This is a genomic window from Paenarthrobacter nicotinovorans, assembly GCF_007670255.1.
GTDB classification, from domain to species: domain Bacteria; phylum Actinomycetota; class Actinomycetes; order Actinomycetales; family Micrococcaceae; genus Arthrobacter; species Arthrobacter nicotinovorans_B.
In genome coordinates this window covers 222,877-247,966 of sequence record NZ_SZVS01000001.1, presented here as the reverse complement: position 1 = coordinate 247,966, position 25,090 = coordinate 222,877, and the positions used below count along the sequence as shown (strand labels likewise).

General features: G+C 62.7%; 24 protein-coding genes. 10 read left to right on the top strand and 14 right to left on the bottom strand.

The genetic code is table 11. From position 1 onward, the window contains the following. Nucleotides 1-39: 39 nt before the first annotated feature. A complete protein-coding gene (ypfJ, locus tag FDP28_RS01165; RefSeq protein ID WP_144658787.1) occupies nucleotides 40-945 on the top strand; it encodes a KPN_02809 family neutral zinc metallopeptidase in 906 nt (301 codons plus the stop codon). A 96-nt stretch (nucleotides 946-1,041) separates the two neighbouring features. Here the strand turns inward: ypfJ and FDP28_RS01160 are convergent, their stop codons facing one another. From FDP28_RS01160 to FDP28_RS01135, 6 genes are read right to left on the bottom strand one after another with little or no spacing between them, the layout of a single operon-like run. Then, nucleotides 1,042-1,374, bottom strand: a complete 333-nt coding sequence (locus FDP28_RS01160; protein ID WP_144658786.1) for a metal-sulfur cluster assembly factor — start codon at nucleotides 1,372-1,374, stop codon at nucleotides 1,042-1,044. A 13-nt stretch (nucleotides 1,375-1,387) separates the two neighbouring features. Next, nucleotides 1,388-2,173, bottom strand: a complete 786-nt coding sequence (gene sufC, locus FDP28_RS01155) for a Fe-S cluster assembly ATPase SufC (RefSeq protein WP_144658785.1) — start codon at nucleotides 2,171-2,173, stop codon at nucleotides 1,388-1,390. A gap of 43 nt (nucleotides 2,174-2,216) precedes the next feature. Beyond that, nucleotides 2,217-2,573 carry a non-heme iron oxygenase ferredoxin subunit gene (locus FDP28_RS01150; protein WP_144658784.1) on the bottom strand — a complete coding sequence of 119 codons (357 nt, stop codon included), beginning with the start codon at nucleotides 2,571-2,573 and terminating at the stop codon, nucleotides 2,217-2,219. Between the two features lie 37 nt (nucleotides 2,574-2,610). After that, complete coding sequence (gene sufD, locus FDP28_RS01145; RefSeq protein ID WP_144658783.1) at nucleotides 2,611-3,915, bottom strand: Fe-S cluster assembly protein SufD; 1,305 nt, start codon at nucleotides 3,913-3,915, stop codon at nucleotides 2,611-2,613. A gap of 2 nt (nucleotides 3,916-3,917) precedes the next feature. Continuing rightward, nucleotides 3,918-5,393 carry a Fe-S cluster assembly protein SufB gene (gene sufB, locus FDP28_RS01140; protein ID WP_144658782.1) on the bottom strand — a complete coding sequence of 492 codons (1,476 nt, stop codon included), beginning with the start codon at nucleotides 5,391-5,393 and terminating at the stop codon, nucleotides 3,918-3,920. After that, complete coding sequence (locus FDP28_RS01135) at nucleotides 5,393-6,211, bottom strand: helix-turn-helix transcriptional regulator (protein ID WP_144658781.1); 819 nt, start codon at nucleotides 6,209-6,211, stop codon at nucleotides 5,393-5,395. Before FDP28_RS01135 ends, sufB begins: the two co-directional genes overlap by 1 nt. Before the next feature lie 110 nt (nucleotides 6,212-6,321). Here FDP28_RS01135 and FDP28_RS01130 point away from each other — a divergent pair, with 110 nt between their 5' ends. From FDP28_RS01130 to FDP28_RS01120, 3 genes are read left to right on the top strand one after another with little or no spacing between them, the layout of a single operon-like run. Beyond that, nucleotides 6,322-7,287: an ABC transporter ATP-binding protein gene (locus FDP28_RS01130; protein WP_144658780.1), complete on the top strand. Its 966-nt coding sequence runs from the start codon at nucleotides 6,322-6,324 to the stop codon at nucleotides 7,285-7,287. Further along, complete coding sequence (locus FDP28_RS01125) at nucleotides 7,284-8,048, top strand: ABC transporter permease (RefSeq protein WP_144658779.1); 765 nt, start codon at nucleotides 7,284-7,286, stop codon at nucleotides 8,046-8,048. Before FDP28_RS01130 ends, FDP28_RS01125 begins: the two co-directional genes overlap by 4 nt. 34 nt (nucleotides 8,049-8,082) lie before the next feature. Continuing rightward, nucleotides 8,083-9,027 (top strand): COX15/CtaA family protein, encoded by a 945-nt coding sequence (locus tag FDP28_RS01120; RefSeq protein ID WP_144658778.1) that lies wholly within the window; start codon nucleotides 8,083-8,085, stop codon nucleotides 9,025-9,027. A 437-nt stretch (nucleotides 9,028-9,464) separates the two neighbouring features. Here FDP28_RS01120 and FDP28_RS01115 read toward each other — a convergent pair whose 3' ends face one another. Then, the gene (locus FDP28_RS01115; RefSeq protein ID WP_144658777.1) at nucleotides 9,465-10,427 is read right to left on the bottom strand and encodes a heme o synthase; all 963 of its coding nucleotides are present in this window, start codon (nucleotides 10,425-10,427) and stop codon (nucleotides 9,465-9,467) included. 428 nt (nucleotides 10,428-10,855) lie between these two features. On the opposite strand from FDP28_RS01115, the gene tkt reads away from it, so the two are divergent. From tkt to pgl, 6 genes are read left to right on the top strand one after another with little or no spacing between them, the layout of a single operon-like run. Further along, nucleotides 10,856-12,982, top strand: a complete 2,127-nt coding sequence (tkt, locus tag FDP28_RS01110; RefSeq protein ID WP_260842279.1) for a transketolase — start codon at nucleotides 10,856-10,858, stop codon at nucleotides 12,980-12,982. Nucleotides 12,983-13,013: 31 nt separating this feature from the next. After that, nucleotides 13,014-14,132, top strand: a complete 1,119-nt coding sequence (gene tal, locus FDP28_RS01105) for a transaldolase (protein ID WP_144658776.1) — start codon at nucleotides 13,014-13,016, stop codon at nucleotides 14,130-14,132. A gap of 6 nt (nucleotides 14,133-14,138) precedes the next feature. Further along, on the top strand, nucleotides 14,139-15,770 hold the full coding sequence (locus tag FDP28_RS01100; RefSeq protein WP_144658775.1) for a glucose-6-phosphate isomerase: 1,632 nt from the start codon (nucleotides 14,139-14,141) through the stop codon (nucleotides 15,768-15,770). A 15-nt stretch (nucleotides 15,771-15,785) separates the two neighbouring features. Beyond that, nucleotides 15,786-17,342 (top strand): glucose-6-phosphate dehydrogenase, encoded by a 1,557-nt coding sequence (zwf, locus tag FDP28_RS01095; RefSeq protein ID WP_144658774.1) that lies wholly within the window; start codon nucleotides 15,786-15,788, stop codon nucleotides 17,340-17,342. Beyond that, nucleotides 17,339-18,280 carry a glucose-6-phosphate dehydrogenase assembly protein OpcA gene (locus FDP28_RS01090; protein WP_144658773.1) on the top strand — a complete coding sequence of 314 codons (942 nt, stop codon included), beginning with the start codon at nucleotides 17,339-17,341 and terminating at the stop codon, nucleotides 18,278-18,280. The genes zwf and FDP28_RS01090 overlap by 4 nt, the downstream gene beginning before the upstream one ends. Then, entirely contained in the window at nucleotides 18,270-19,088 is an 819-nt protein-coding gene (gene pgl, locus FDP28_RS01085) for a 6-phosphogluconolactonase (RefSeq protein WP_144658772.1), read from the top strand. Before FDP28_RS01090 ends, pgl begins: the two co-directional genes overlap by 11 nt. Here pgl and FDP28_RS01080 read toward each other — a convergent pair. The 7 genes from FDP28_RS01080 to whiA all read right to left on the bottom strand — a co-directional run bounded on the left by FDP28_RS01080 (nucleotide 19,041) and on the right by whiA (nucleotide 25,088). Next, a complete protein-coding gene (locus FDP28_RS01080) occupies nucleotides 19,041-19,436 on the bottom strand; it encodes an RNA polymerase-binding protein RbpA (RefSeq protein WP_144658771.1) in 396 nt (131 codons plus the stop codon). The genes pgl and FDP28_RS01080 overlap by 48 nt on opposite strands. A 168-nt stretch (nucleotides 19,437-19,604) precedes the next feature. Then, nucleotides 19,605-19,862 (bottom strand): preprotein translocase subunit SecG, encoded by a 258-nt coding sequence (gene secG / locus FDP28_RS01075; RefSeq protein WP_144658770.1) that lies wholly within the window; start codon nucleotides 19,860-19,862, stop codon nucleotides 19,605-19,607. A gap of 36 nt (nucleotides 19,863-19,898) precedes the next feature. Then, a complete protein-coding gene (tpiA, locus tag FDP28_RS01070; RefSeq protein WP_144658769.1) occupies nucleotides 19,899-20,714 on the bottom strand; it encodes a triose-phosphate isomerase in 816 nt (271 codons plus the stop codon). 77 nt (nucleotides 20,715-20,791) lie between these two features. Further along, the gene (locus FDP28_RS01065) at nucleotides 20,792-22,018 is read right to left on the bottom strand and encodes a phosphoglycerate kinase (RefSeq protein ID WP_144658768.1); all 1,227 of its coding nucleotides are present in this window, start codon (nucleotides 22,016-22,018) and stop codon (nucleotides 20,792-20,794) included. A 9-nt stretch (nucleotides 22,019-22,027) separates the two neighbouring features. Continuing rightward, entirely contained in the window at nucleotides 22,028-23,038 is a 1,011-nt protein-coding gene (gap, locus tag FDP28_RS01060) for a type I glyceraldehyde-3-phosphate dehydrogenase (RefSeq protein WP_144658767.1), read from the bottom strand. Nucleotides 23,039-23,309: 271 nt separating this feature from the next. Further along, nucleotides 23,310-23,933 (bottom strand): superoxide dismutase, encoded by a 624-nt coding sequence (locus FDP28_RS01055; protein ID WP_144658766.1) that lies wholly within the window; start codon nucleotides 23,931-23,933, stop codon nucleotides 23,310-23,312. Nucleotides 23,934-24,107: 174 nt separating this feature from the next. Beyond that, the gene (whiA, locus tag FDP28_RS01050; RefSeq protein ID WP_018777554.1) at nucleotides 24,108-25,088 is read right to left on the bottom strand and encodes a DNA-binding protein WhiA; all 981 of its coding nucleotides are present in this window, start codon (nucleotides 25,086-25,088) and stop codon (nucleotides 24,108-24,110) included. Nucleotides 25,089-25,090: the final 2 nt, after the last annotated feature.

Below are 25,090 nucleotides of genomic sequence, written 5' to 3'. Positions count from 1 at the left end.
CCGGCGCCCGGCAGCAAAAGTGACGTCTATTCTGGCTGTATGAGTTTCAATGATGGCGCGCAGCTTGACCCGTCCCAAGTGGAGGACAGACGTGGCAGTGGTATGGGGAGGGGCACCAAGATCGGTGGTGGCATCGGCGGAGGCATCGTGGTTCTGCTCCTGGCCCTCTTCGGTATCAACCCCAATATCCTGGGGGACCTTGGCGGCGGCGGAACAGCGCCTCCTGCCATCGACAGCGGCAGTGGTTCCGGAGGTGTGCAGGAATGCAAGACCGGGGCCGACGCCGACAAACGTCTCGACTGCCGGATCACCGGCACGGTCAACAGCCTGAACGCCTTCTGGCCCGATTACCTCGCCCAGTACAACGTGAAATACTCCAAGCCCGGAACTGTCATCTTCGACCAAGTAACCAGCACCGGATGCGGCCAGGCCACAACGGCTGTCGGCCCCTTCTACTGCCCTGCCGATGTCAAGGCGTACTTTGATCCGGGCTTCTTTGACGAACTGGTAACGCGCTTCGGATCCTCGGGCGGACCGTTGGCCCAGGAGTACGTTGTGGCCCATGAATTCGGACACCACATTCAAAACATTCTTGGCAATCTCGACCGCGCTCAGCAGGATCCTCAGGGTCCCCAGTCCGGTGGAGTGCGAGTGGAGCTGCAGGCCGATTGCTACGCCGGCCTCTGGGTGCGCTACGCCTCCACGCAGGCCGACCCCGCAACCGGCAAGCCCTTCCTGGATCCCATCACGCAGCAGGATCTGCAGGACGCGTTGTCTGCTGCTTCCGCGGTGGGCGACGACAGGATCCAGCAGGCCGCAACCGGGCGGGTTTCGCCCGAATCATGGACCCATGGCTCCAGTGCGCAGCGTCAGAAGTGGTTCTCACAGGGTTACAGCACCGGTGACATCAACAAGTGCGACACCTTCGGGGTTGCCACGCCATAGCTTGTCCCGCGGGATGTTGCTTAACAAACAAGGAAGGGTTCCGGGTGCAATACCCGGAACCCTTCCTTTATGCCTTTCAGCAGGCTAAGCCGTTGATCAGATGTTGAAGCCGAGGGCCCGCATCTGGTCCTTGCCGTCGTCGGTGATCCGTTCCGGACCCCATGGCGGCATCCATACCCAGTTCAGGCGCCAGTCATCGACGATGCCGTCCAAGGACTTGCCAACCTGTTCTTCCAACACGTCCGTCAGCGGGCAGGCCGCAGTGGTGAGGGTCATGTCGATCAGGAGGGCGCCGTCGTCGTCGGAGTACTTCAGGCCGTACAAAAGGCCCAAGTCCACGACGTTCACCCCAAGCTCGGGGTCGATGACGTCCTTAAGCGCTTCCTCGACGTCCTCGAGGCTGGTGCGCGCAGCGTTGATTTCGGTCATAAGGTGATCCTAACTAGGCCTGTGCGGCAGGAGCAACAGCGACGCCGGCACCTGCGGCGTAGCGGTCGTAGCCTTCTTCTTCGAGGCGGTCTGCGAGCTCGGGGCCGCCCTCTTCAACAACCTTGCCGTCGACGAAGACGTGGACGAAGTCCGGCTTGATGTAGCGGAGGATGCGGGTGTAGTGCGTGATGAGCAGGGTACCCATGTTGCCTTCGGCGTGTGCGCGGTTGACACCTTCGGAGACAATCTTGAGCGCGTCGACGTCGAGGCCGGAGTCGGTCTCGTCAAGCACAGCAAACTTGGGCTTGAAGAGCTCGAGCTGAAGGATCTCGACGCGCTTCTTCTCGCCGCCGGAGAAGCCTTCGTTGACGTTGCGCTGGGCGAAGTCGGCATCGATGCGCAGCTGCTGCATGGCTGCCTTGACGTCCTTGGTCCACGTGCGCAGGGCGGGTGCTTCGCCGTCGATCGCGGTCTTGGCCGTACGCAGGAAGTTGGTCATGGTGACACCCGGAACCTCTACCGGGTACTGCATGGCCAGGAAGACGCCGGCGCGGGCACGCTCGTCGACGCTCATCTCCAGGACGTCTTCACCGTCCAGGGTGATGCTGCCGCTGGTGACCGTGTAGCGCGGGTGGCCGGCGATGGTGGAAGCAAGGGTGGACTTGCCGGAACCGTTGGGGCCCATGATCGCGTGGGTCTCGCCGGTCCTGATGGTCAGGCTGACGCCCTTCAGGATCTCCTTGGTGCCCTGCTCCGTCTCGATGCTGACGTGCAGGTCCTTGATCTCAAGAGTAGACATGCTCTTCTTTCTTTCCGTTCGTAAGTCTGGCGGTACTGGGCGCTCAGTAATTGTTGACAGGAGCGCCGTTCACAACGTTGGTCACGTCCACGTACACGTCTTCGCCATCGATGGTGACGGCGAAAACAGGGACCGGATCGTAGGCAGGCAACTGGAGCGGCTGGCCACTGCGCAGATCGAATTGGGAACCATGCCCCCAGCATTCGATTGCGCAGCCCTCGACCTCTCCCTCGGACAAGGAGATGTCAGCGTGCGAGCAGGTGTCTCCGACGGCGTGGATTTCGCCCATCGAGTCCTTGACGATGGCTACCGGGTAGTCATCGATCAGGACGCGCAACGCCTGCTTGACCTTGATGTCATTGGCGTTGCACACCAATTCGCCCTTGATGTGATCACTCATGCTTGTCCTGTTGGCCTGTCCTGGTTGTTGGTGGACGTTAGTTGTCGGTTTCGGCGAGCTCGCGCTCAACGGCGTCGGTCAGTCGTTCTTCGATGGCCGGTACCTTGATCTTCTGGATGATCTCGTTGAGGAAGCCGCGGACTACCAAGCGACGGGCGACATCTTCCGGGATGCCGCGAGCCATCAGGTAGAACAAGTGCTCGTCGTCGAAGCGGCCCGTGGCGCTGGCGTGGCCAGCTCCCTCGATAAGGCCCGTTTCGATTTCCAGGTTGGGAACGGAGTCCGCGCGGCAGCCATCGGTCAGCACCAGGTTCTGGTTCTTCTCGTAGCTGTCGGTGCCTTCGGCGTTCTTCTGGATGAGGACGTCACCAACCCACACGGTGTGCGCGCCTTTGCCCTGGAGTGCGCCCTTGTAGAGCACGTTGGAGACGCAGTTGGGCTGCGCGTGGTCAACGTAGGTGCGGTGCTCAAGGTGCTGGCCGGCGTCGGCGAAGTACAGGCCGAAGAGCTCCACTTCGCCGCCGGGAGCTGCAAAGCGGGCCGTCGGCGTGACGCGGACGAGGTCGCCACCGAGGCTGACCACAATGTGCTTGAACTTGGCGTCACGGCCGATCTTCGCCTGCTGGGATGAAGCGTGGACGGAATCGTCATTCCACTCCTGCAGCGAGACAACCGTCAGCTCGGCGCCGTCCTCAAGGACGATCTCCACATTCTCGGAAACAACCGCAGAACCTTCATGGCCCAGGACCAGGACGGCCTTGGAGAACTTCTCAGCCACAACCACAACGTGCTGGGCAGCGGCATCCGTACCGACGCCCGAAAGGGTTACGGTGATCTCCGACTCAAGGGACGTCTCCGAGGGAACCGTGATGACGGTGGCTTCCTTGAAGTTCGCCCAGGCGTTCGCGGAGACGCGGTCCTCGGGAATACCTGCCTGGCCGATGCGCTGGTCATCGCGGCCGACGGTCTCAACCGTCACGCCCTCGGGAGCGTTGACGGACACAGCGGGAGCAGCGCCGGTCAGGGCTTCGCTGTGCAGCCCGCGAAGGCGGCGCAGCGGGGTGAACCGCCAGTCCTCTTCCAAGCCGGTCAGTGACTTGAAGTCCTCAACGTTGTATGAGGTGAGGCGGCCCGCGCGGGAGCTGTCCGGGACGCCAACGCCGCCACCGTGCGAGTGACCCTTCGCCGAAGCACCGGCGAGAGGACCGCTGGAGGGCTGTGCCGCCGTCGGGCTGTCCGCGTTGATGGGCGAGAGGTTCTCGCCTTCTTCGGTGAAGCCGTCGATAAAGGGCTGTGCTGAGGGCGCGCCGATGCGTGCCTTTTCAGTAGTGATATCAGTCATTGTTAACCGACGGATCCTTCCATCTGAAGTTCAATCAAGCGGTTGAGCTCGAGGGCGTATTCCATGGGCAGTTCACGGGCGATCGGCTCGATGAAGCCGCGCACGATCATGGCCATTGCCTCGTCCTCCGGCATGCCGCGGGACATCAGATAGAAGAGCTGTTCTTCGCTGACGCGGGAAACGGTTGCCTCGTGGCCCAGTACGACGTCGTCCTCGCGGATGTCGATGTACGGGTAGGTGTCCGAACGCGAGATGGTGTCCACCAGGAGCGCGTCACAACGGACCGTGTTGGCAGAGTGCTTGGCACCTTCGCGGACCTGGACCAGGCCACGGTATGCTGCACGGCCACCACCACGTGCAACCGACTTGGAGATGATGGAGCTCTTGGTGTTCGGTGCGATGTGCACCATCTTGGAACCGGTGTCCTGGTGCTGGCCTTCGCCGGCAAACGCGATGGACAGCGTCTCGCCCTTGGCGTGCTCACCAACGAGGTAGACAGCCGGGTACTTCATGGTCACCTTGGAACCGATGTTGCCATCGACCCACTCCATGGTGGCGCCCTCTTCGCAGATGGCACGCTTGGTGACCAGGTTGTACACGTTGTTGGACCAGTTCTGGATGGTGGTGTAGCGGACGCGGGCGCCCTTCTTCACGATGATTTCCACAACTGCCGAGTGCAGCGAGTCCGAGGTGTAGATCGGAGCCGTGCAGCCTTCGATGTAGTGCACGTAGGAGTCTTCGTCAGCGATGATCAGCGTGCGCTCGAACTGGCCCATGTTTTCCGTGTTGATGCGGAAGTAGGCCTGCAGCGGGATATCCACGTGGACACCCTTGGGAACGTACACGAACGAGCCACCGGACCAAACGGCCGTGTTCAGCGAAGCAAACTTGTTATCGCCCACGGGGATGACGGTGCCGAAGTACTCCTGGAAGATTTCCGGGTGTTCCTTCAAAGCGGTGTCGGTGTCCAGGAAGATTACACCCTGGGCCTCCAGGTCTTCGCGGATCTGGTGGTAGACAACCTCGGACTCGTACTGGGCCGCGACACCGGATACCAGGCGGCTGCGCTCAGCTTCCGGGATACCCAGCTTTTCGTAGGTGTTCCGGATGTCCTCGGGAAGGTCTTCCCACGTGGCTGCCTGCTTCTCGGTGGAGCGCACGAAGTACTTGATGTTGTCGAAGTCGATGCCCGAGAGGTCTGCACCCCAGGTGGGCATGGGCTTGCGGTCGAAGTACTTCAGACCCTTGAGGCGCAGATCGAGCATCCATTCGGGCTCGCTCTTCTTGTCGGAGATGTCACGGACAACCTCCTCGTCGAGGCCACGACGGGCATTGGCGCCAACGTCGTTCTTGTCGGCCCAGCCGTACTCGTAGTTGCCGATACCGTGCAGCTCGGGATTCTTTTCCAGAATCTCCGAGATCACAGTGCCGTCAGCTACCGCCTTCTCTGCTGTTCCTTCAGCTAATTGACCCGTCATCACGGCCTTTCTTGCTGGTTGTTTGATTCCTGGGACAGGTTTCCGGTCTGCGCTTCAGTGCCTGGGAGCACTGTGGCAGCCGGTCGCCCGGTAGGTATGTGGGTGGTGCAGACGTGACCGCCTTGCGCCAAGGTGGACAGCCGGCGGACATCGACGCCGACCAGCCGGGAAAACACTGCGGTTTCGGTATCGCAGAACACCGGAAATTGGGCAGCGAGCTGCTGGATGGGGCAATGTCCTTGGCAAAGCTGGACACTGGACAAAGCCGCGGGCAAAGGAGCTTTGGCTTCGATCGAATGGGCGGAGGCTACGAAGCGGTCGCGGCTCAAGGCTTTGGACAACGCCATGGCACGCGCCGTGATGTCATCGCCGGCCGCCTGGACCTCAGGTGCGTAACGGCGTTCCATCTCCGCGAAACGCTCTTCGGCGTATTCCCGGACTGCGTCTTCGCCTGCAAGCTCCTGCAGGCGCTTGAGGGCAGAGCTCGCAATGTTCAGGTAATCATCGCCCAACTTGGACTGCCCCTGGGAGCTGAGCACGTAGCGGCGGGCAGGACGTCCGGCGCCTGAACCGGCCTTGGCGACCCTTTTGACCTCGATCACGCCACTGCGCTCCAAGTGGTCCAGGTGCCTGCGGACAGCGGCAGGTGTGAACCCTAGAAGATCCCCCAGCTCGGCAGCGCTGACCGGACCATTCTCGAGGACAGCGCTCAGGACGCGGTCCCTCGTGCGGTCATCCGCGTCCGGCAACGACGGGGCACTCAAGGCCTCTGCCGTTGCAGCATGCCGCTTTGGAGGCATGGATATAGGACTGCTCATGGAATACACAACACAATCATGTCGTAATTTGTTTCATGCATCCAGTAAGGCAAGACTGACCTTGGCTTGGCCGCAAAGTGTGACCGTACTACTTCACGTAGAATACTTTGGTGCGATCACCCGAATCTCCCGTCCTCATCATAGATGGACTCATCAAGGACGTAGGCCCCCTGGCTTCCCTCGACGGCAAAATGCTTCGGGTGGTCAGTGGACTTTCCCTGGTGGCTGAGCGTGGCCAGATCACCGCCCTTCTTGGTGCGAACGGAGCCGGAAAGACCACCACCCTCGAATGCGCCCAAGGCCTGCAAAAGCGGACGGGCGGCAAGATCTCCCTCCTCGGATCGGATCCCGATACCGCAGGTGCCCAGTTGCGCGCCCGGGTAGGTGTGATGCTCCAGGACGGTGGCCTGCCGCCGTCGGCCCGTCCCATCCCGCTGCTGCGGCACGTCGCCGGCATGTACAGCAACCCCATGAATGTCGACTCCTTGGTCGAACGGCTGGGCATCAACCAATTCAGCAGGACAGGTGTACGGCGGCTGTCGGGCGGCCAGAAACAGCGCCTGGCGTTGGCGGCGGCACTGGTGGGAAACCCCGAGATCCTGTTCCTCGATGAGCCCAGCGCCGGTCTGGATCCGCAGTCAAGGCAAATGGTTTTCGACCTTATCGCCGAACTGCGCGATGCCGGCATGGGCATTGTGCTGACCACGCACCTGATGGACGACGCCGAACGGCTGGCGGACTACGTCTACATCATCGACGGCGGCCATAACGTGGCCGAAGGGACCGTGGCCGAGCTCCTCAGGCACGACCACTCAGCCGACCCGGCGTCGTCGGACCGGACCCTGTATTTTGATGCCCCTGCCGGACTGGACTTCACCGGCGTCGTTGACGGCGCGCTCCGCATCACCGAATCGCGTTCCGGAAGCTACTCCATAACGGGCGCCATTACTCCCACCGACCTCGCACGCCTGACGGCCTGGTGGGCGGAACGGAACATTATGCCGGCCTCGCTCCGACTCGAAGCGCGGAGCCTGGAAGACGTCTTCCTCGATATCTCCGGAAGGGATCTGCGATGAGCGGGCTTCTGACTCCCAATGCAGGGCCGGCATCCTTGCCGCGCCGCATCATGCAGCAGGGTCGTTACGAAACAATCACCATGCTTCGCAACGGTGAACAACTGATTCTGGCCGTTGTCCTTCCGCTGATGGCACTGGTGGGGTTGGTCGTCACTCCCCTGCTGGATGGCCTCGGCGCCTCACGCGTTGATACCGCGACGCCGGGCATCCTGGCCCTTTGTGCGATGTCAACCGCCTTCACTGGACAGGGCATTGCCACAGGGTTTGATCGCCGCTATGGAGTTCTACGGTTCCTGTCCACCACGCCGCTTGGCAAGGGCGGGCTTATCGCAGGAAAGATCCTTGCCGTGCTGGTGGTCCTCTGCCTTCAGGTCCTGGTAGTGGGGGCGGTGGCCGGATTGCTTGGATGGCAGCCCCGGGCGGAAGCCTGGCTTCCAGGGTTGGGCCTGCTGGTCCTCGGCGCAGCAGCCTTCACTGCTTTGGGATTGCTGGTAGCAGGCACCGTTCGGCCCGAGGCTACGCTTGCCATCACCAACTTGCTCTGGATCCTGCTTGGCGCGCTGGGCGGAATCGTTGTACCGGCGGACCGCCTCCCGGCCGCGCTGCAGGGCATTGTGCATTTCCTGCCTTCGGGCGCCCTCGGCCAAGGCTTGCGCGATGCGTTTTTGCTTGGCACGGTATCCCTCCCTGCTGTCCTTGTCCTCCTGCTGTGGACTGTCGTGGCCGGCGCAGCAGCCATCCGCTGGTTCAAGTGGAACTAAGCACATCCGAGCAGAACTAAGAAGCGAGAAAACTGTGAGCACGGCATCGCGCCTCCCGAAAACCGTCCAGCAATGGACGTCCAAGCTTCCGACCGAAGTCAATGCCGCCGTACGCCGGCTGGCGATGTTGTCCCTTATCGGGCAGACCATCCTGGTGGTGACCGGAGGGGCTGTGCGGCTCACGGCGTCAGGGCTGGGCTGCCCCACCTGGCCCCGCTGCACCAGCGACTCCTTGGTGAATACGCCCGAAATGGGAATCCACGGTTTCATCGAGTTCGGCAACCGCCTTCTGACGTTCGCCCTGGCCGCCGTCGCCGCGTTGATGCTGGTGTACCTGTGGAACCTCCGCAAGCAGCGCCGTGACCTCTTCCTGCTGGCCCTCGGCCTTCTTGCCAGCATCCCGGCGCAGGCCGTCATTGGCGGCATCACAGTTCTCTCCAACCTCAACCCCTGGGTCGTTGGACTCCACTTCCTGGTTTCCATGGCCTTGGTGGTCTTCGCGACCCTGCTGGTCAACCGGGCTTACGGGCGCACAGGCCATTTCATGAACCGGACACTGCCCGCACTGCCTGCTGTGACGCGTCCCGTGATGATGGCGGTTGCCGTATTCTCAGCGCTCTCGGTGATGCTCGGCGTCGTGGTTACAGGCGCCGGCCCGCACGCAGGTGACGCCGATGCTCCGAGGAACGACCTCGACTGGGACCTCTTCTCCCACATCCACGCGATTCCTGCGTACCTCATCACAGCCGGGACGTTGTTCGCCGTTGTCCTGGTTGTCCGGCGCAGGATCAGCGGCCCGTTCCGCACTGCCGCCTACCTTTTGTTGGGCGTCACGTTGCTTCAGGCGGCCATTGGATTCACCCAGTACTACAACGGCATTCCCGCTCTTCTGGTGGGTGCCCACATGCTCGGTGCTGCACTCCTGATGAGCGCAGCTACGAACGCCGCGGATGTGGCCAAGCACAGTCCGGTCGGCTAGCCGCGCACGTTCGTGTAGGCGGAGTTTGTCTGATTGCCGTGGTTCGGTTGGCCGCCATAAGGGTGGCCAACCGAACCACGCTGCGTTCTGACAGCGTTTCTTAAGGCGCCGAGTCCACCACTGACGTCCTCACAGACGTCCATGCCGCAGCCGTGTTGGCCGGAATGCCGGATTCGGCTACCAGATACATTGTTCGCTCTACGCTGGGGAGTTCTTACGCCCACACGGCGTCAGGGGCCCGCCTCGTGTTCTATGTGAGCGAGCGTGGGCGGGATGCCGTAGGGATGTGAGCGAGCGTCGGGCTCAAGCGGGAGGGATGTGAGCGAGCGTCGGGCCGAAGCCGTAGGGATGTGAGCGAGGGTGGGGAAACGGAACGACGCCGGCACCCGGGTGAGTGCCGACGTCGTCGGATATTGCTGCGCTTGTGAGCGCCGGGGTCAGCCGCCGATGAGCGGCGAGCCGATGAACGGGTCCACGGCCAAGGCGATGAAGAGCAGTGTCAGGTAGCTGATGGAGCCGTGGAAGACCTTCATGGCGCCCTTGTTGGAGACGTCGCCGCCCTGTGCGCGCTTGTAAAGGGCGTGGCTTTCGTAGAGGAACCAAGCACCGGCAGCTACGGCGCTGATGGTGTAGACCCAACCGGCCCCGCCGACGGGAATCATCAGCAGTGAGCAGGCGACCATGGCCCAGGCGTACAGGACCACCTGCACCGAAACAACCTTGGCACCGGCGATGGCTCCGAGCATGGGAACGTTGGCGTTGCGGTAGTCCTCGCCGTAGCGCATGGACAGCGGCCAATAGTGCGGGGGCGTCCAAAGGAAGATCACCATGAACAAGACGATCGCGGGCCACTCGACGGTGTTGGTCACCGCAGCCCATGCAATGAGGACGGGGAAGCAGCCGGCGGCGCCGCCCCAGACGATGTTCTGGGCTGTGCGGCGCTTGAGGATCATGGTGTAGATGACCACGTAGAACACAATGGCACCCAAGCCGAGCCATGCCGACAGCGGATTGGCGCCGAACCACAGGATGGCGATGGACGCGGCGCCCAGGATCCAAGCGAACACCAGGGCTTCGCGAGGTGATACTTCGCCTGTCACCAAGGGGCGCTTTTCCGTGCGGTGCATCAGTTTGTCGATGTCACGGTCGATGTAACAGTTAAAGACGCCGGCGCTGCCCGCTGCGAAGGCGCCGCCCACGAGGGTCGCCAGGATGAGTCCGATGGAGGGGAAACCGCGCTGGGCGAAAATCATCGTGGGGAGAGTGCTGACCAGGAGCAGTTCAATCACGCGGGGTTTGGTCAGTGCCAGATACGCCTTTAGCTTACGGGAAGTTCCGATGCTCCCCCGGGCCGGGGAAGCGTTCACGGGCGTATCAGTTGTGCTCACGGCGGCAGTCACTCTGTTCTATGCTCTGGGGTTCTCACAGCGGTTGTTCGTCCCGGTCGTTGAAGCAAACGTGGGCGCATGAACCGCTGGTGGCCTCCAAATATCATACCGTGGACGGAAGTGGCCCGATGTCCGCAAAAAACGTCAATGTTTCCGAATCTTCACTGCCGGCGGAGGCAATCGTGATTCATATTAGGGAATTTCTGTCCAGTTAGTGGGATTCCCTGAGTTCCGCGACACGTTTGGGGCTAAGCTGTTGAGCAGAACAGCACACGTTGATCATCCGGGAAACCGTATTCTCGGATATCCGTGGGTCTGGATGAGAGATCAACGTTTCAATGGTGAACGGCTGGTAGACACATTGCAGCGGGCGCCATCCTGTGCTTCCTGCGTGCCGTGTCCATACGCCTGCCGTCAGCACAGAGAGGGGCTCGGTTTTCGTGCCACATTTGGAAGAGCAAGAACTGTCATGGACCGATCTGGACAAGAAGGCTGTTGACACGGTTCGCGTGTTGGCTGCCGACGCCGTGGAGAAGGTCGGCAACGGCCACCCCGGTACGGCAATGAGCTTGGCTCCGGCAGCATACTTGCTGTTCCAGAAGCTGATGCGCCACGATCCCAAGAACCCGGACTGGCTTGGCCGCGACCGGTTCATCCTGTCCCCCGGTCACACCTCGCTGACGCTGTACATCCAGCTGTTCCTCTCCGGCTACGGCCTGGAGCTGAAGGACCTCGAAGCGCTGCGTACGTGGGGTTCGCTGACTCCGGGCCACCCGGAGTACAAGCACACTGCAGGTGTGGAAATCACTACAGGCCCCTTGGGCCAGGGCCTGGCATCCGCCGTCGGCTTTGCCTACTCGCAGCGCCGCCAGCGTGGCCTGTTCGACGCCGATGCTCCCGCCGGCGAGTCGCCGTTCGACCACACCATCTGGGTCATCGCCTCCGACGGCGACCTCCAGGAAGGCGTGACGTCCGAGGCGTCCTCGCTGGCCGGGCACCAGGAACTGGGCAACCTCGTAGTGATCTACGACGAGAACCACATTTCCATCGAAGACGACACCGACATCGCGTTCACCGAGGACGTCCTGAAGCGGTACGAGGCTTACGGCTGGCACACGCAGCGCGTCGACTGGACCAAGACCGGCGACTACGTCGAGGACGTCCAGGAACTGTACTCGGCCCTGCTCGCAGCCAAGGCTGAGACCAACAAGCCGTCGATCATTTCCCTGCGCACCATTATCGGCTACCCGGCCCCGAAGAAGCAGAACACCGGCAAGATCCACGGCTCGGCCCTGGGCGCCGAGGAAGTTGCCGCACTGAAGACCGTGCTCGGCTTCGACCCCGCGAAGTCCTTCGACGTGGACGAAGAAGTTCTGGCCCACGCCCGCAAGGTCCTTGACCGTGGAGCCGAGTCGCGCGCGGCGTGGCAGGAGTCCTTCGAGGCCTGGCAGTCCGCCAACCCGGAGGCAGCAGCCCTGCTGGAGCGCGTAGAAGCGAAGAAGTTGCCGGCCGAGCTTGACGCCGCACTTCCGGTCTTCGAGGCAGGCAAGGACGTCTCCACCCGCGCAGCCTCCGGCAAGGTCCTGAACGCCATCGGCCCCGTCCTTCCCGAACTGTGGGGCGGCTCCGCCGACCTCGCCGAGTCGAACAACACCACCATCGAGGACTCGCCGTCGTTCATTCCGGCCTCACGTTCGACGGATGCCTGGAAGGGCAACCCCTACGGTCGTGTCCTGCACTTCGGTATCCGTGAGCACGCAGCAGCCTCGATCGTCAATGGAATTTCCCTTCACGGCCGTACCCGTGCGTTCTCCGGCACGTTCCTGATCTTCAGCGACTACCAGCGCCCCGCCATCCGCCTCGGTGCACTGATGGGCGTTCCGTCCCTGTACGTCTGGACGCACGACTCCATCGGCCTTGGTGAAGACGGTCCTACCCACCAGCCCGTGGAGCAGCTCGCTTCGTTGCGCGCCATTCCGGGCCTGGACGTCGTCCGCCCGGGCGACGCCAACGAGGTCGCTGCAGCATGGAAGACCATGCTGGAGAACCACGAGAACCCCGCCGGTATCGTGCTGACCCGTCAGAACATTCCCACCTACGCCCGCGGTGAAGGCGACGCCACCGGCGACACGTTCGCATCCACCGCCGGTGTGGCCAAGGGCGGCTACGTCCTGGCCGAAGCCTCCAAGGATGGCGAAACCGTTGACGCGCAGGTCATCCTGATCGGCACCGGTTCGGAAGTCCAGCTCGCTGTCGCAGCCCGTGAAGCACTGCAAGCCGAAGGCATCGCTGCACGCGTTGTCTCCATGCCGTGCGTTGAATGGTTCAAGAAGCAGGACGAGGCCTACCGCGAATCCGTCCTGCCCGCAGCAGTGAAGGCCCGCGTTTCCGTGGAAGCCGGCCTGGCACTGGGCTGGCGTGAATTCGTCGGCGACGCCGGCCGTTCCATCTCCCTCGAGCACTTCGGCGCCTCGGCTGACTACAAGCGGCTCTTCAACGAATTCGGCATCACCGCCGAAGCCGTTGCGGCCGCCGCCAAGGACTCCCTCGCAGACGCCTCCGCGTAACAGCCTGATACCTCACAACAGGAGAAATCACATGTCTACAACTCCCACGCAGCAACTCTCCGACGCCGGCGTTTCGATCTGGCTCGACGACCTCTCCCGCACGCGCCTGGAAACGGGCACCCTGCAGAAGCTCATCGACGAGAAGAACGTCGTTGGCGTTACCACCAACCCGTCCATCTTCCACGCCGCCATTACGGCCGGCACGGACTACGACGCAACCATCGCAGCCAAGGCCGCAGCCGGTGCCAGTGTCGAAGAGACGATCTTCGAAATCACCACCACTGACGTTGCCGACGCCTGTGACCTCTTCGCACCCGTCGCAGCAGCCACCAACGGCGTGGATGGCCGCGTTTCCATCGAGGTGGACCCCCGCCTCGCCTGGGACACCGAGGGCACCATCGCCGAGGCCAAGAACCTCTACGCGAAGGTCAACAAGGACAACGTCCACATCAAGATCCCGGCAACCCTCGAGGGCCTCGAAGCCATTACGGCCACCCTGGCCGAGGGCATCAGCGTCAACGTCACGCTGATCTTCTCCCTGGAGCGCTACCGTGCGGTCATCAACGCCTTCCAGTCAGGCCTGGAGCAGGCCAAGGAGAACGGCCATGACCTCTCCAAGATCCACTCGGTAGCTTCGTTCTTCGTCTCCCGCGTCGACACCGAGATTGACAAGCGCCTGGACGCCATTGGAAGCGAAGAGGCCAAGGCTCTCAAGGGCAAGGCGGGCGTCGCCAACGCCCGGTTGGCCTACCAGGTCTACGAAGAGCTCTTCTCCACCGAGCGCTGGGCAGTGCTGGCCGAGGCCGGCGCACTCCCCCAGCGTCCGCTCTGGGCCTCCACCGGCGTCAAGGATCCCGCTTACCCCGACACGCTCTACGTCACCGAGCTCGTTGCCGCCGGCGTGGTCAACACCATGCCGGAGAAGACCCTTGACGCCACCTTCGACCACGGCGTGGTCACCGGTGACACCATTACCGGTACCTACGACGAAGCAAACGAGACCCTCAACGCCCTTGAGGCACTCGGCGTCTCCTACAACGATGTCGTGAAGCTCCTTGAGACCGAAGGCCTTGAGAAGTTCGTTGCTTCCTGGAAGGAACTCCTCGCCGACGTCGAAGGCGCCCTGGCCACCGCACGGAAGGCTTCCTAACCCACCATGAGCACACTCAGCTACGACGCCAGCGGTGCTGCCCAGCAGGCCATCGCCAAGCACATCGACAACCTGGTCGAAGACAGGATCGCTACCCGCATCTTTGCAAAGGACCACACCTTGTGGGGTCCCGATGCCGAATCCGAGTCGGCAATCCGCCTCGGCTGGGTAGAAGCCGCTACGGTTTCCCAACCGTTGGCTGCGGACATCCTGGAACTTCGTGATGCCCTCCGATCCGAAGGCGTCTCACGCATTGTCCTCTGCGGCATGGGTGGGTCCTCCTTGGCCCCCGAGGTCATAGCCGGGACTGCTGGCGTCGAGCTGACTGTGCTGGACAGTACGGACCCCGAGCAAGTCAGCGCCGCCTTGGCGGACCGCTTGGCTGAAACGGCCATCGTTGTTTCCTCCAAATCCGGTTCCACGGTGGAGACAGACTCGCAGCGACGCGTATTCGAAAAGGCGTTCAACGACGCCGGCATCGATGCCAAGAGCCGCATCATCATCGTCACCGACCCCGGTTCGCCGCTGGACAAGGCCTCCCGCGAGGCCGGCTACCGCGCCGTTTTCAACGCGGATCCCAACGTTGGCGGCCGCTTTTCGGCCCTGACCGCCTTCGGCCTTGTCCCCAGCGGGCTTGCCGGCGTGGACATTCAGGCCTTCCTTGATGAGGCCGAAGAAGCAGCAGAAATCCTGAACGACGATTCTACGGACAACATCGGTCTGGCCTTGGGCATCGCCCTCGGCGGTACGAGCCCGCTCCGGAACAAAATCGTCATCGCGGAGGACGGCTCCGGAATCGTTGGTTTCGCGGACTGGGCCGAGCAGCTCATCGCCGAGTCGACGGGCAAGCTCGGCACCGGCGTCCTTCCGGTCGTCGCAGGTCCGGACTCCCCCGAAGCCCTCGGCGGCGCTGACGATGTCCTGGTCGTCCGGCTGGTTGGCGCGGATTCCGACGTCGAACTGCGCGAAAATGAAGTTGCCGTTGCCGGTGGCCTGCCTTCGCAGATGTTCCTCTGGGAGTTCGCTACCGCAGTTGCGGGGCGGCTCCTGGGCATCAACCCCTTCGACCAGCCCGACGTCGAAGCTGCCAAGGTTGCAGCCAGAGGCTTGCTGGACGCCCGCCCGGAACCCACTCCTGCTGCGTTCACCGACGGTGCCGTAGAGGTTCGTGGCGGCGACTGGCTCGGTTCCGCTGCCTCGGTGACTGACGCCGTCCAGGCTCTGCTGGGACAGCTTGGCACCGACGGCTACCTCAGCGTCCAGGCATACCTTGACCGTATCTCCCACGCCCCCCTTGAAGGGATCCGCGAAGAACTCGCAGCAGTCAGCGGGCGTCCGGTCACCTTTGGCTGGGGTCCGAGGTTCCTGCACTCCACCGGGCAGTTCCACAAGGGTGGTCCCGCCATTGGCGTGTTCCTGCAGATCACCGCGGCGTCGTCGACCGACCTTGAGATTCCCGAGCGTCCGTTCACCTTCGGGGAGCTCATCGCTGCCCAGGCATCCGGTGACGCTCAGGTCCTCGAAGGCCACGGACGCCCGGTGCTGCGCCTTCACCTCACCGAGCGCGCTGCAGGCGTAGCTCAGCTTCAGGAAGTCGTCGCTGCGTTGGCCGGCAAGGCCAGCACACTCGAAAGCTAAGGCACTCAGACAAACATGCCAGAAACTGAAAACGGCAGGAAGAACGGGGCCCTGCGGAATCCTTTGAGGGATCCGCGGGACCGCCGCCTGAACCGCATTGCCGGGCCGTCCTCGTTGGTGTTCTTCGGAGTCACCGGCGACCTTGCCCGTAAGAAACTCATGCCTGCGGTCTATGACCTGGCCAACCGTGGTTTGTTGCCGCCGAGCTTTGCCTTGGTCGGTTTCGGGCGGCGCGATTGGGACAACGCGGACTTCGCGGCCGAGGTCAAGGAAAACGTCAAGGCGCACGCGAGGACCAAGTTTGATGAAGCGGTCTGGGAGCAGCTCGCTTCCGGCATCCGTTTCGTCCAGGGCGAGTTCGACGACGACGACGCTTTCGAGCGTCTGGGCGACGTTCTGGACGAGCTCGATGAAACCCGTGGCACGCGCGGCAATCACGGCTTCTACTTGTCCATCCCGCCGAAGGCCTTCGAGCAGGTCTGCCGGCAGCTGTCCAAGCATGGTCTGGCGCAGGCCCAGCCCGGTCAGTGGCGGCGTGTGGTGATCGAGAAGCCGTTCGGGCATGACCTCGAGTCCGCGCGCCAACTCAACGACATTGTGGAGTCGGTGTTCCCGCCGGATGCTGTGTTCCGGATTGACCACTACCTGGGCAAGGAGACGGTCCAGAACATCCTGGCGCTTCGCTTCGCGAACCAGTTGTTCGAGCCTCTGTGGAACGCCAACTATGTGGACCATGTGCAGATCACCATGGCCGAGGACATTGGCACCGGTGGTCGGGCGGGCTATTACGACGGCGTGGGTGCGGCTCGCGATGTCATCCAGAACCACCTGTTGCAGCTTCTTGCCTTGACGGCAATGGAGGAGCCGATCTCGTTCAACGCCGATGACCTGCGCGCTGAGAAGGAAAAGGTCCTGGCAGCGGTCAAGCTGCCCGATGACCTGTCCACGCACTCGGCACGTGGTCAGTTCACCGGTGGCTGGCAAGGCGGCGAAGAAGTCCTGGGCTACCTGGACGAAGAAGGCATCCCGGCGGATTCGAAGACAGAGACGTATGCTGCCATCCGCGTGGACATCAATACCCGCCGTTGGAACGGGGTTCCGTTCTATCTGCGTGCCGGGAAGCGATTGGGCCGCCGCGTCACCGAGATTGCCGTTGTGTTCAAGCGTGCACCGAACCTGCTTTTCCGTGACCACGGCGAGGACGACTTCGGCCAGAACGCCGTGGTCATCCGTGTCCAGCCCGATGAGGGTGCCACGATCCGTTTCGGCTCCAAGGTCCCCGGTACCCAGATGGAAGTCCGTGATGTGACCATGGACTTCGGTTACGGTCACTCCTTCACGGAGTCCAGCCCCGAAGCGTATGAGCGTCTTATCCTTGACGTGCTTTTGGGCGAGCCGCCGCTGTTCCCCCGGCACCAGGAAGTCGAGCTGTCCTGGAAGATCCTGGACCCGTTCGAGGACTACTGGGCCGGACTTGATGAACAACCGCAACCGTATGCACCCGGCAGCTGGGGTCCGGCCGCGGCCGATGCTTTGCTGGCCCGTGACGGACGAACCTGGAGAAGGCCATGATCGTAGATCTTCCCAACACCACTACTTCCAAGATCTCCAAGAAGATCATGTCCCTGCGCGAGCAGGGCGGCGTGATCGCTTTGGGCCGGGTCCTGACCCTCGTGGTGGTGACCAAGTCCGGGCTGGAAGAAGAAGCCATCGAGGCGGCCAACGAGGCCAGCCGTGAGCACCCCTGCCGGATCATCGTCCTCGCGGACGCCGGCGTTGAGGGACCGGACCGCCTTGACGCGCAAATCCGGGTCGGTGGTGACGCGGGCGCCTCCGAGGTCATCGTGCTCCGCGGCCATGGCCATATGGCCCATGAAAGCGAATCGTTGGTAGCGGCCCTGCTCCTGCCGGATGCCCCGATCGTGGCCTGGTGGCCGCATGGAGCCCCGGAGAGTGCCTGCGAAACCTCGATCGGACGCATCGCCCATCGACGGATCACGGACTCCGCCAACGAACCCGATCCCCGCCTGGCGCTGGAGAACATCCGCGCCACCTACAAGGCAGGCGATACCGACCTCGCGTGGACCCGTCTGACCAACTGGCGCATGCAGCTCGCCGCTGTCTTCGACCAGATGGATGGCGATCCCGTATCCGCCATCGCAGTGGAGGGCGCCTCCGACTCCCCCAGCACGCTGCTCCTGGCGGCATGGTTGAGCATGGCTTTGCAGGCACCGGTTACGATCGTTGCTGACCCCGCAGGCACAGGCATCCGCCGGGTGAGGCTCACGAGGGCCAGTGGTGATGTCCAGCTGTTCCGTCCGGGTTTGTCCGTGGCGGAGCTGACCCAGCCTGGCCAGCCGGCACAGCGCATTACCCTCCCCCGCCGCAGCCTCAAGGATTGCCTCGCCGAGGAACTCCGCCGGCTCGATCCGGACGAAGTCTTCGGAGAAGTGATTACTATGGGACTGCCACTTACCAGCCAGAGGAGAGTCCAAACCAGTGCACGCTGACCCAAGAGTAAGCATCCACCCCGACTCAAAGGTGTTGATGGCCGCCATTGCGGCCAGGCTCATCACCAAACTGGTGGATGTCCAGGACAAGCACGGCGAGGCCACGGTGGTCCTCACAGGTGGAACGGTGGGCATCGGCACACTCAAAGCCGTGGCCGACTCTGCCGCAGCTCCAGCCGTGGACTGGTCCAGGGTCAACTTCTGGTGGGGTGACGAACGGTTCGTAGCCGCAGACAGCGACGACAGGAACACCCGCCAAGCCCACCAGGCGCTGCTGTCCCACCTGCAGGTGGACCCTGCCCGGGTCCACGAACCCGGGTCAGCTGATCAGTTCGCCACCGCGGCTGAAGCTGCTGAGGCCTACGAGGAAGAGCTCCGGGCAGCCGCGGAGGCCGAACACGCCGCGGACATGTCGGACGACAGGCCTGAAACCCCTGGAAAGCTTCCGCGATTCGACGTTCTGTTGCTCGGAGTCGGGCCGGATGCGCACATTGCTTCGCTCTTCCCGGAGCAGGCGGGGATCCGCGAGAAGAGCCGCAATGTGGTTGGCGTTGAAAACTCGCCCAAGCCGCCGCCGTCGCGCATTTCCTTGACGCTGCCGGCCATCAACACAGCCCAGGAAATCTGGATGGTGGTGGCAGGCGAGGATAAGGCCGGTGCCGTAGGCCTGGCCTTGGCCGGCGCGAATCCCGTTCAGGTTCCGGCAGCTGGCCCTGTGGGCCGCTCCAGGACTTTGTGGCTCATCGACGAAAATGCGGCCTCACGTGTCCCCCAGCAACTGGTCCGAAAGGATCCCGCGGGCGCGTAACCGCTCCAACGCTCCGGCCAGGACAGCTTCGGCGTCTTGGCTGGAGCGTCTTTCTTTAACGTAGTCCAGATGGGACTTGAAGAGCTCCTCGTCGGCCCGGGGAGCAGCAGGGCGACCGGGATCCCGCGATGCCGGCATCCCGCATTTGGGGCAGTCCCAGGTCTGCGGAATCTGTTCGTCGGGAAGCTTAAGAAAAACAAGCCGCGTTTCGTGGCCCTTTGAACACCAATAGGGAACGCGAATACGCGGCAGTTGATCGCCCTGGCCGTGGTCACTGTGATTTCTTGCCTCGGATCCTTGGGCGACTCCTACACGAGTGCCCCGATAACCAGGCGTGCCATGAACCATCTTTGAACCCCTAACGACTCAGTGGTCGGCCGTCACGGCCCTGGAGGCTTTGCAGCCATCAGGGTCAGTCTAATGCTGGGGGCCCGACGGCGGCACTGGTAGTTGGGTGCCGATCGGAACATAAAAATGGGGAGGCTCCCGTAAGGGAACCTCCCCGCCCTGCGGAGACTAGGAGTCGCCGCCGGAGCTGAAGCGCATGATGAGTCCCAACCCGATGATGACAACGCCCCACGTAATACCAAGAATGATGGTGAAGCGGTTCAGGTTACGCTCGGCCACGCCGGAGGAACTCAATCCGGAGCTCATTCCGCCACCGAACATGTCGGACAAACCGCCGCCACGTCCCTTGTGCAGGAGTATGAGCAGCGTCAGCAGAAGGCTGGTGATGGCCAGCAGAATCTGCAGGATGATTTGAAGAACGTCCACGACGGCCTTTCGAAGAAGCGGAAAACGGGAGCCGGACTAGTCCGTGACGAGGTGGCTCTCGAACCTGACAATGTTAGCAAATTCAGCGGGGTCGAGGCTGGCGCCACCCACAAGAAGTCCATCTACGTCTGTTTCAGCCATGATAGCGGCCGCGTTGTTGGCTTTGACGGATCCTCCGTAAAGCAAGCGCGTCTTGGCGGCGACGGCATCATTGAACAGAACTGCCAGTTCCGCGCGGATGGCCGCACACATTTCCTGTGCGTCCCCCGGGCCGGCGACTTCACCGGTACCGATGGCCCAGACGGGCTCATAAGCCACCACGAGTTCAGCGGCTTGTTCGTCAGTCAGTCCCTCGACTCCGGCACGCAGCTGGGCGAGAGTGTGCTCCACGTGGGTTCCCGCCTGGCGGATGTCGAGGCCTTCTCCAACGCAAAGGACCGGGGTGACTTCATGACGGAAGGCGGCCTTCACCTTGGCGTTGAGGACCTCGTCTGATTCGTTATGGAGGGTGCGGCGTTCGCTGTGGCCCACCAGGACGTAGGAGCAGCCGAGCTTGTTAAGGAACTGGCCGGAGATGTCACCGGTGTAGGCTCCGGAGTCGAACTGGGACAGATCCTGTCCACCATAAACGACGTCGAGCTCGTCACCCTGGACCAGCGTCTGGACACCACGGAGGTCGGTGAACGGCGGGAACACGGCAACCTCGACACGGGTGTAGTCGTGGTTCGCGTCGGACAAGGTCCAAGCGAGCTTCTGCAGCAAGGTGATGCCTTGCACGTGGTCCATGTTCATCTTCCAGTTACCGGCGATGAACGGCCTGCGGACAAAGTTGCCGTTGGCGGAGGTAGTCACATGTACTCCAAGGGAATGCGTCGGGATGTTGAACGGCCGGCAGGACGCTGTGGCGTCCTGCCGGCCGAGTTGGTGCTTTAGCGGTCCAGGACGCTCAGTCCGGGAAGGTCCTTGCCTTCAAGGTATTCCAGGCTGGCGCCGCCACCGGTGGAGATGTGGCCGAACTGCGAATCGTCGAACCCGAGGGTCCGGACGGCTGCGGCGGAGTCGCCACCGCCGACCACAGTAAAGGCCACCGTGTCGGTCAACGCCTGCGCGATGGCACGGGTGCCATTGGCGAACGCTTCGAACTCGAAGACGCCCATGGGACCGTTCCAGAAGACCGTCTTGGCGCCTTCGATTTGCGCGGCAAAAGCGGATGCTGATTCCGGTCCGATGTCCAGGCCGATGCCGGAAGCGCCGAAAGCACTGTCCTCGATGGCATCTGCCTTGACTACCTCATGCTCGGCATCCGCGGCGAAGCGGCTGGCGACCACGACGTCGGTGGGAATGACGAAGGATGTGCCTGCGTCGGCGGCACGCTTCAGGTAGTCCTGGACGACCGGAATCTGGTCCTCTTCGAGCAGGCTGCCAGCCACCTTGTGCCCTGCAGCTGCAAGGAAGGTAAACAGCATGCCGCCACCTACGAGAATGGTGTCAGCCTTGCCCAGGAGGTTGTCGATGACAGCCAATTTGTCGGAGACCTTGGAGCCGCCGAGAACCACCACGTAGGGACGCTGGGTGTCCGTGGTGAGCTTCCGCAGGACCTCAACCTCAGTGTGCACAAGGTCACCAAGGTAGGAGGGCAGCCGTTTCGCGACGTCGAAGACGCTCGCATGCTTGCGGTGGACCGCTCCGAAGGCATCGTCCACGTACGCTCCGTTGCTGCCCGTGAGGGCAACCAGCTCGTCAGCGAAGGTGCCGCGCTCGGCGTCGTCCTTGCTGGTCTCCCTGGCGTCAAAGCGGACATTCTCCAGGACGAGGACTTCACCGTCCTGCAGAGCAGCAGCGTGTTCCTTGGCGGACGCGCCAACAGTATCCGCAGCAAGCTGGACCTTGAAGTCCGCGAGTTCCGCGAGGCGCTCGACAGCGGGCTTCAATGAGTACTTTTCTTCGGGTGCGCCCTTGGGGCGTCCAAGGTGGGCGGTTACGAGCACACGGGCACCGGCGTCCGAGAGCTTCTTGAGGACCGGAAGGGAGGCCTTGATACGGCCGTCGTCGGTCACTGTAGAGCCGTCGAGCGGCACATTCAGGTCACTTCTGACCAGAATGTACCGCCCGCGGACACCTTCAGCGATGAGTTCGTTGAGGGTGTGAGATGTCATGTGTCTACCCTAGCCCAGCTTGGATGCAACGAGCTCCGTGAGGTCTACGAGGCGGTTGGAGTAACCCCACTCGTTGTCATACCAGGAAACAACCTTGACCTGGTTGCCGATGACCTTGGTCAGGCCCGAGTCAAAGATGGACGACGCGGGGTCCCCAACGATGTCGGAGGAGACGATCGGTGCGTCGGTGTACGTGAGGATGCCGGCCCACTGCTCGGACTCGGCTGCGGCCTTGACGGCTGCGTTGACTTCCTCAACCGTGACCTCGCGGGAAACGGTAACCGTAAGGTCCGTTGCGGAGCCGGTGGGGACGGGAACGCGGATGGCGTAACCGTCGAGCTTGCCCTTGAGCTCCGGAAGGACGAGGCCGATGGCCTTGGCTGCACCGGTGGAGGTGGGAACCATGTTGATGGCTGCGGCACGTGCACGGCGGAGGTCGCCGTGCGGGCCGTCCTGCAGGTTCTGGTCAGCCGTGTAGGCGTGGACCGTGGTCATGAGGCCACGCTCGATGCCGAAGGCGTCGTTGACTACCTTGGCCAGCGGGCCGAGGCAGTTGGTGGTGCAGGAGGCGTTGGAGATGATGTTGTGCGCTGCGGGATCGTAGAGATCCTGGTTGACACCCATGACGATGGTGATGTCTTCATCGCTGGCAGGAGCGGAGATGAGGACCTTCTTGGCGCCGGCGTCGATGTGCTTCTGGGCTGCTGCGGCCTTGGTGAAGAAACCGGTGGATTCGATCACGATGTCCACGCCGAGGTCGCCCCAGGGGAGGTTGGCGGGATCACGCTCTGCAAGGACCTTGATGGACTTGCCGTCGACTACCAGGTTTCCATCGACAACTTCCACGGTCTGGGTGAGGCGTCCACCGACGGAGTCGTACTTCAGGAGGTGGGCGAGGGTCTCAGGGCTGGTGAGGTCGTTGACCGCAACGATCTCGAGGTCAGCGCCCTGGGCCAGTGCTGCGCGGAAGTAGTTACGGCCGATGCGGCCGAAGCCGTTGATACCAATACGGGTGGTCACTATGTGTCAATCTCCTTGGTGCTCTTGCAAGCACGCCTAGTGAGTCGGATCAGATATTTCCAACTAACAGACCCCGCACGTCGTTGGGCAGAGGTGATTATCAGATCGGAGGGCGACCAGCCACGTTGCTGAAGGCTAACCGCCTTCCGTGATCCATCTTACGTTTAACTAAGCCTGCCCCCGCAACTGCGGAGGCAGGCTTTTCAGCATTTCGGCCCAATTCACGCAAAAAGTGACTTTTGTTACATCCGCGTGAACCGGAACTCACCAACTACAGGACGATAAGGCCCGTTGCGTTGGTGCGGGCTGCTTCAAAACGCTTGGCGACGTCGGCCCAGTTGGCGATGTTCCAGAACGCCTTGACGTAGTCAGCCTTGACGTTGACGTAGTCCAGGTAGAAGGCGTGCTCCCACATGTCGAGCATGAGCAGCGGGGTGGTGCCGACTGCTACGTTGCCCTGCTGATCGTAGAGCTGCTCGATGACCAGGTTTCCACCGATGGGCTCGTAGGCCAGGAAGGCCCAGCCGGAGCCCTGGAGACCGAGGGCTGCTGCGGTGAACTGTGCACGGAAAGCATCGAACGAGCCGAAAGCGTCGTCGATGGCGGCAGCGAGTTCGCCTTCGGGCTTGTCGCCGCCATCCGGGGAGATGTTGTTCCAGAACACGGAGTGGTTGATGTGGCCGCCGGTGTGGAACGCGAGGTCCTTGGAGAGGCGGTTGATGTTGGCGAAGTCACCCTTGTCGCGGGCTTCGGCGAGCTGGGCGAGGGCGTTGTTGGCGCCTGCAACGTAGGCAGCGTGGTGCTTGCTGTGGTGCAGCTCCATGATCTTCGCCGAAATGTGCGGCTCGAGTGCTGCGTAGTCGTAGCCGAGCTCGGGCAGAACGTACTCTGTCACGAAATCCTCCAATGTAATGGACTAGCGTCCGGTTTGGTAACTCTCGTTATGTTCATCCGGCCGGCGGGCCAACCGGAAATCCTTGGGGAAGAAGCTGCTCTTGCCTCCCCCGGGAACAACCCGTGGGTGCCTCACAGTATTTCCTCCCTGCTGTCCCGATTCTATGGGTGCTTACTACTCGTCCATCATTTCGGGAGTCACATTTGCCTCAGTCCCGGGAATTCCGAGGTCCAGGGCGCGCTTGTCAGCCATGGCCAGGAGCCGCCGGATACGGCCCGCAATCGCGTCTTTGGTCATGGGCGGGTCGGCAAGCCGGCCGAGTTCGTCAAGGCTCGCCTGCTTGTGTGCCACGCGGAGTTCGCCGGCGTATTTGAGGTGGTCCGGAACGTCGTCGCCCAGAATCTCCAAGGCTCTGTCCACCCTGGCGCCGGCAGCCACTGCGGCCTGGGCCGAGCGGCGAAGGTTGGCATCGTCAAAATTGGCCAGCCTGTTGGCGGTGGCCCTGACTTCCTTCCGCATCCGCCGTTCCTCCCACACCATGAGGGCGTCATGGGCGCCCATCCGCGTCAGGAGGGCGGCGATGGTGTCTCCGTCCCGGATCACCACGCGGTCCACACCGCGCACTTCACGAGCCTTGGCCTGGATGCCAAGACGTCGGGCGGCGCCCACCAACGCCAGGGCCGATTCCGGCCCCGGGCAGGTTACCTCGAGGGAGGAGGAACGCCCCGGTTCGGTGAGGGAGCCGTGGGCGAGGAAGGCGCCCCGCCACACTGCTTCGGCGTCAGCGGCCGAACCGTTGACTACCACTGACGGTAGACCGCGAACCGGTCGCCCACGGCCATCCAACAGGCCTGTCTGGCGTGCCAGGGCTTCCCCGTCGCGCACAACGCGGACCACGTAGCGGCTTCCGCGCCGCAAGCCGCCACCTGAAACGACGATGATTTCGCTTTGGTGGCCGTAGACTTCGGCAATCGCGGCCCGCAAGCGCCGTGCCGTGGAGGCGAGATCGACTTCAGCCTCAATGACGATCCGGCCGGAGATGATGTGCAGTCCGCCGGCGAAGCGCAGCATTGCAGAAACCTCCGCTTTGCGGACCGAAGATTTCTTGATGTCCAGCCGGGACAGTTCGTCCTTGACCGACGCAGTAAGTGCCATCG

What these genes read in the sequence shown, in the direction of transcription:
- ypfJ (WP_144658787.1), top strand. Translation starts at nt 40, where the DNA reads ATGAGTTTCAATGATGGCGCGCAGCTTGACCCGTCCCAAGTGGAGGAC.
- FDP28_RS01160 (WP_144658786.1), bottom strand. Translation starts at nt 1,374, where the DNA reads ATGACCGAAATCAACGCTGCGCGCACCAGCCTCGAGGACGTCGAGGAA.
- sufC (WP_144658785.1), bottom strand. Translation starts at nt 2,173, where the DNA reads ATGTCTACTCTTGAGATCAAGGACCTGCACGTCAGCATCGAGACGGAG.
- FDP28_RS01150 (WP_144658784.1), bottom strand. Translation starts at nt 2,573, where the DNA reads ATGAGTGATCACATCAAGGGCGAATTGGTGTGCAACGCCAATGACATC.
- sufD (WP_144658783.1), bottom strand. Translation starts at nt 3,915, where the DNA reads ATGACTGATATCACTACTGAAAAGGCACGCATCGGCGCGCCCTCAGCA.
- sufB (WP_144658782.1), bottom strand. Translation starts at nt 5,393, where the DNA reads ATGACGGGTCAATTAGCTGAAGGAACAGCAGAGAAGGCGGTAGCTGAC.
- FDP28_RS01135 (WP_144658781.1), bottom strand. Translation starts at nt 6,211, where the DNA reads ATGAGCAGTCCTATATCCATGCCTCCAAAGCGGCATGCTGCAACGGCA.
- FDP28_RS01125 (WP_144658779.1), top strand. Translation starts at nt 7,284, where the DNA reads ATGAGCGGGCTTCTGACTCCCAATGCAGGGCCGGCATCCTTGCCGCGC.
- tal (WP_144658776.1), top strand. Translation starts at nt 13,014, where the DNA reads ATGTCTACAACTCCCACGCAGCAACTCTCCGACGCCGGCGTTTCGATC.
- FDP28_RS01100 (WP_144658775.1), top strand. Translation starts at nt 14,139, where the DNA reads ATGAGCACACTCAGCTACGACGCCAGCGGTGCTGCCCAGCAGGCCATC.
- zwf (WP_144658774.1), top strand. Translation starts at nt 15,786, where the DNA reads ATGCCAGAAACTGAAAACGGCAGGAAGAACGGGGCCCTGCGGAATCCT.
- FDP28_RS01090 (WP_144658773.1), top strand. Translation starts at nt 17,339, where the DNA reads ATGATCGTAGATCTTCCCAACACCACTACTTCCAAGATCTCCAAGAAG.
- FDP28_RS01080 (WP_144658771.1), bottom strand. Translation starts at nt 19,436, where the DNA reads ATGGTTCATGGCACGCCTGGTTATCGGGGCACTCGTGTAGGAGTCGCC.
- FDP28_RS01065 (WP_144658768.1), bottom strand. Translation starts at nt 22,018, where the DNA reads ATGACATCTCACACCCTCAACGAACTCATCGCTGAAGGTGTCCGCGGG.
- whiA (WP_018777554.1), bottom strand. Translation starts at nt 25,088, where the DNA reads ATGGCACTTACTGCGTCGGTCAAGGACGAACTGTCCCGGCTGGACATC.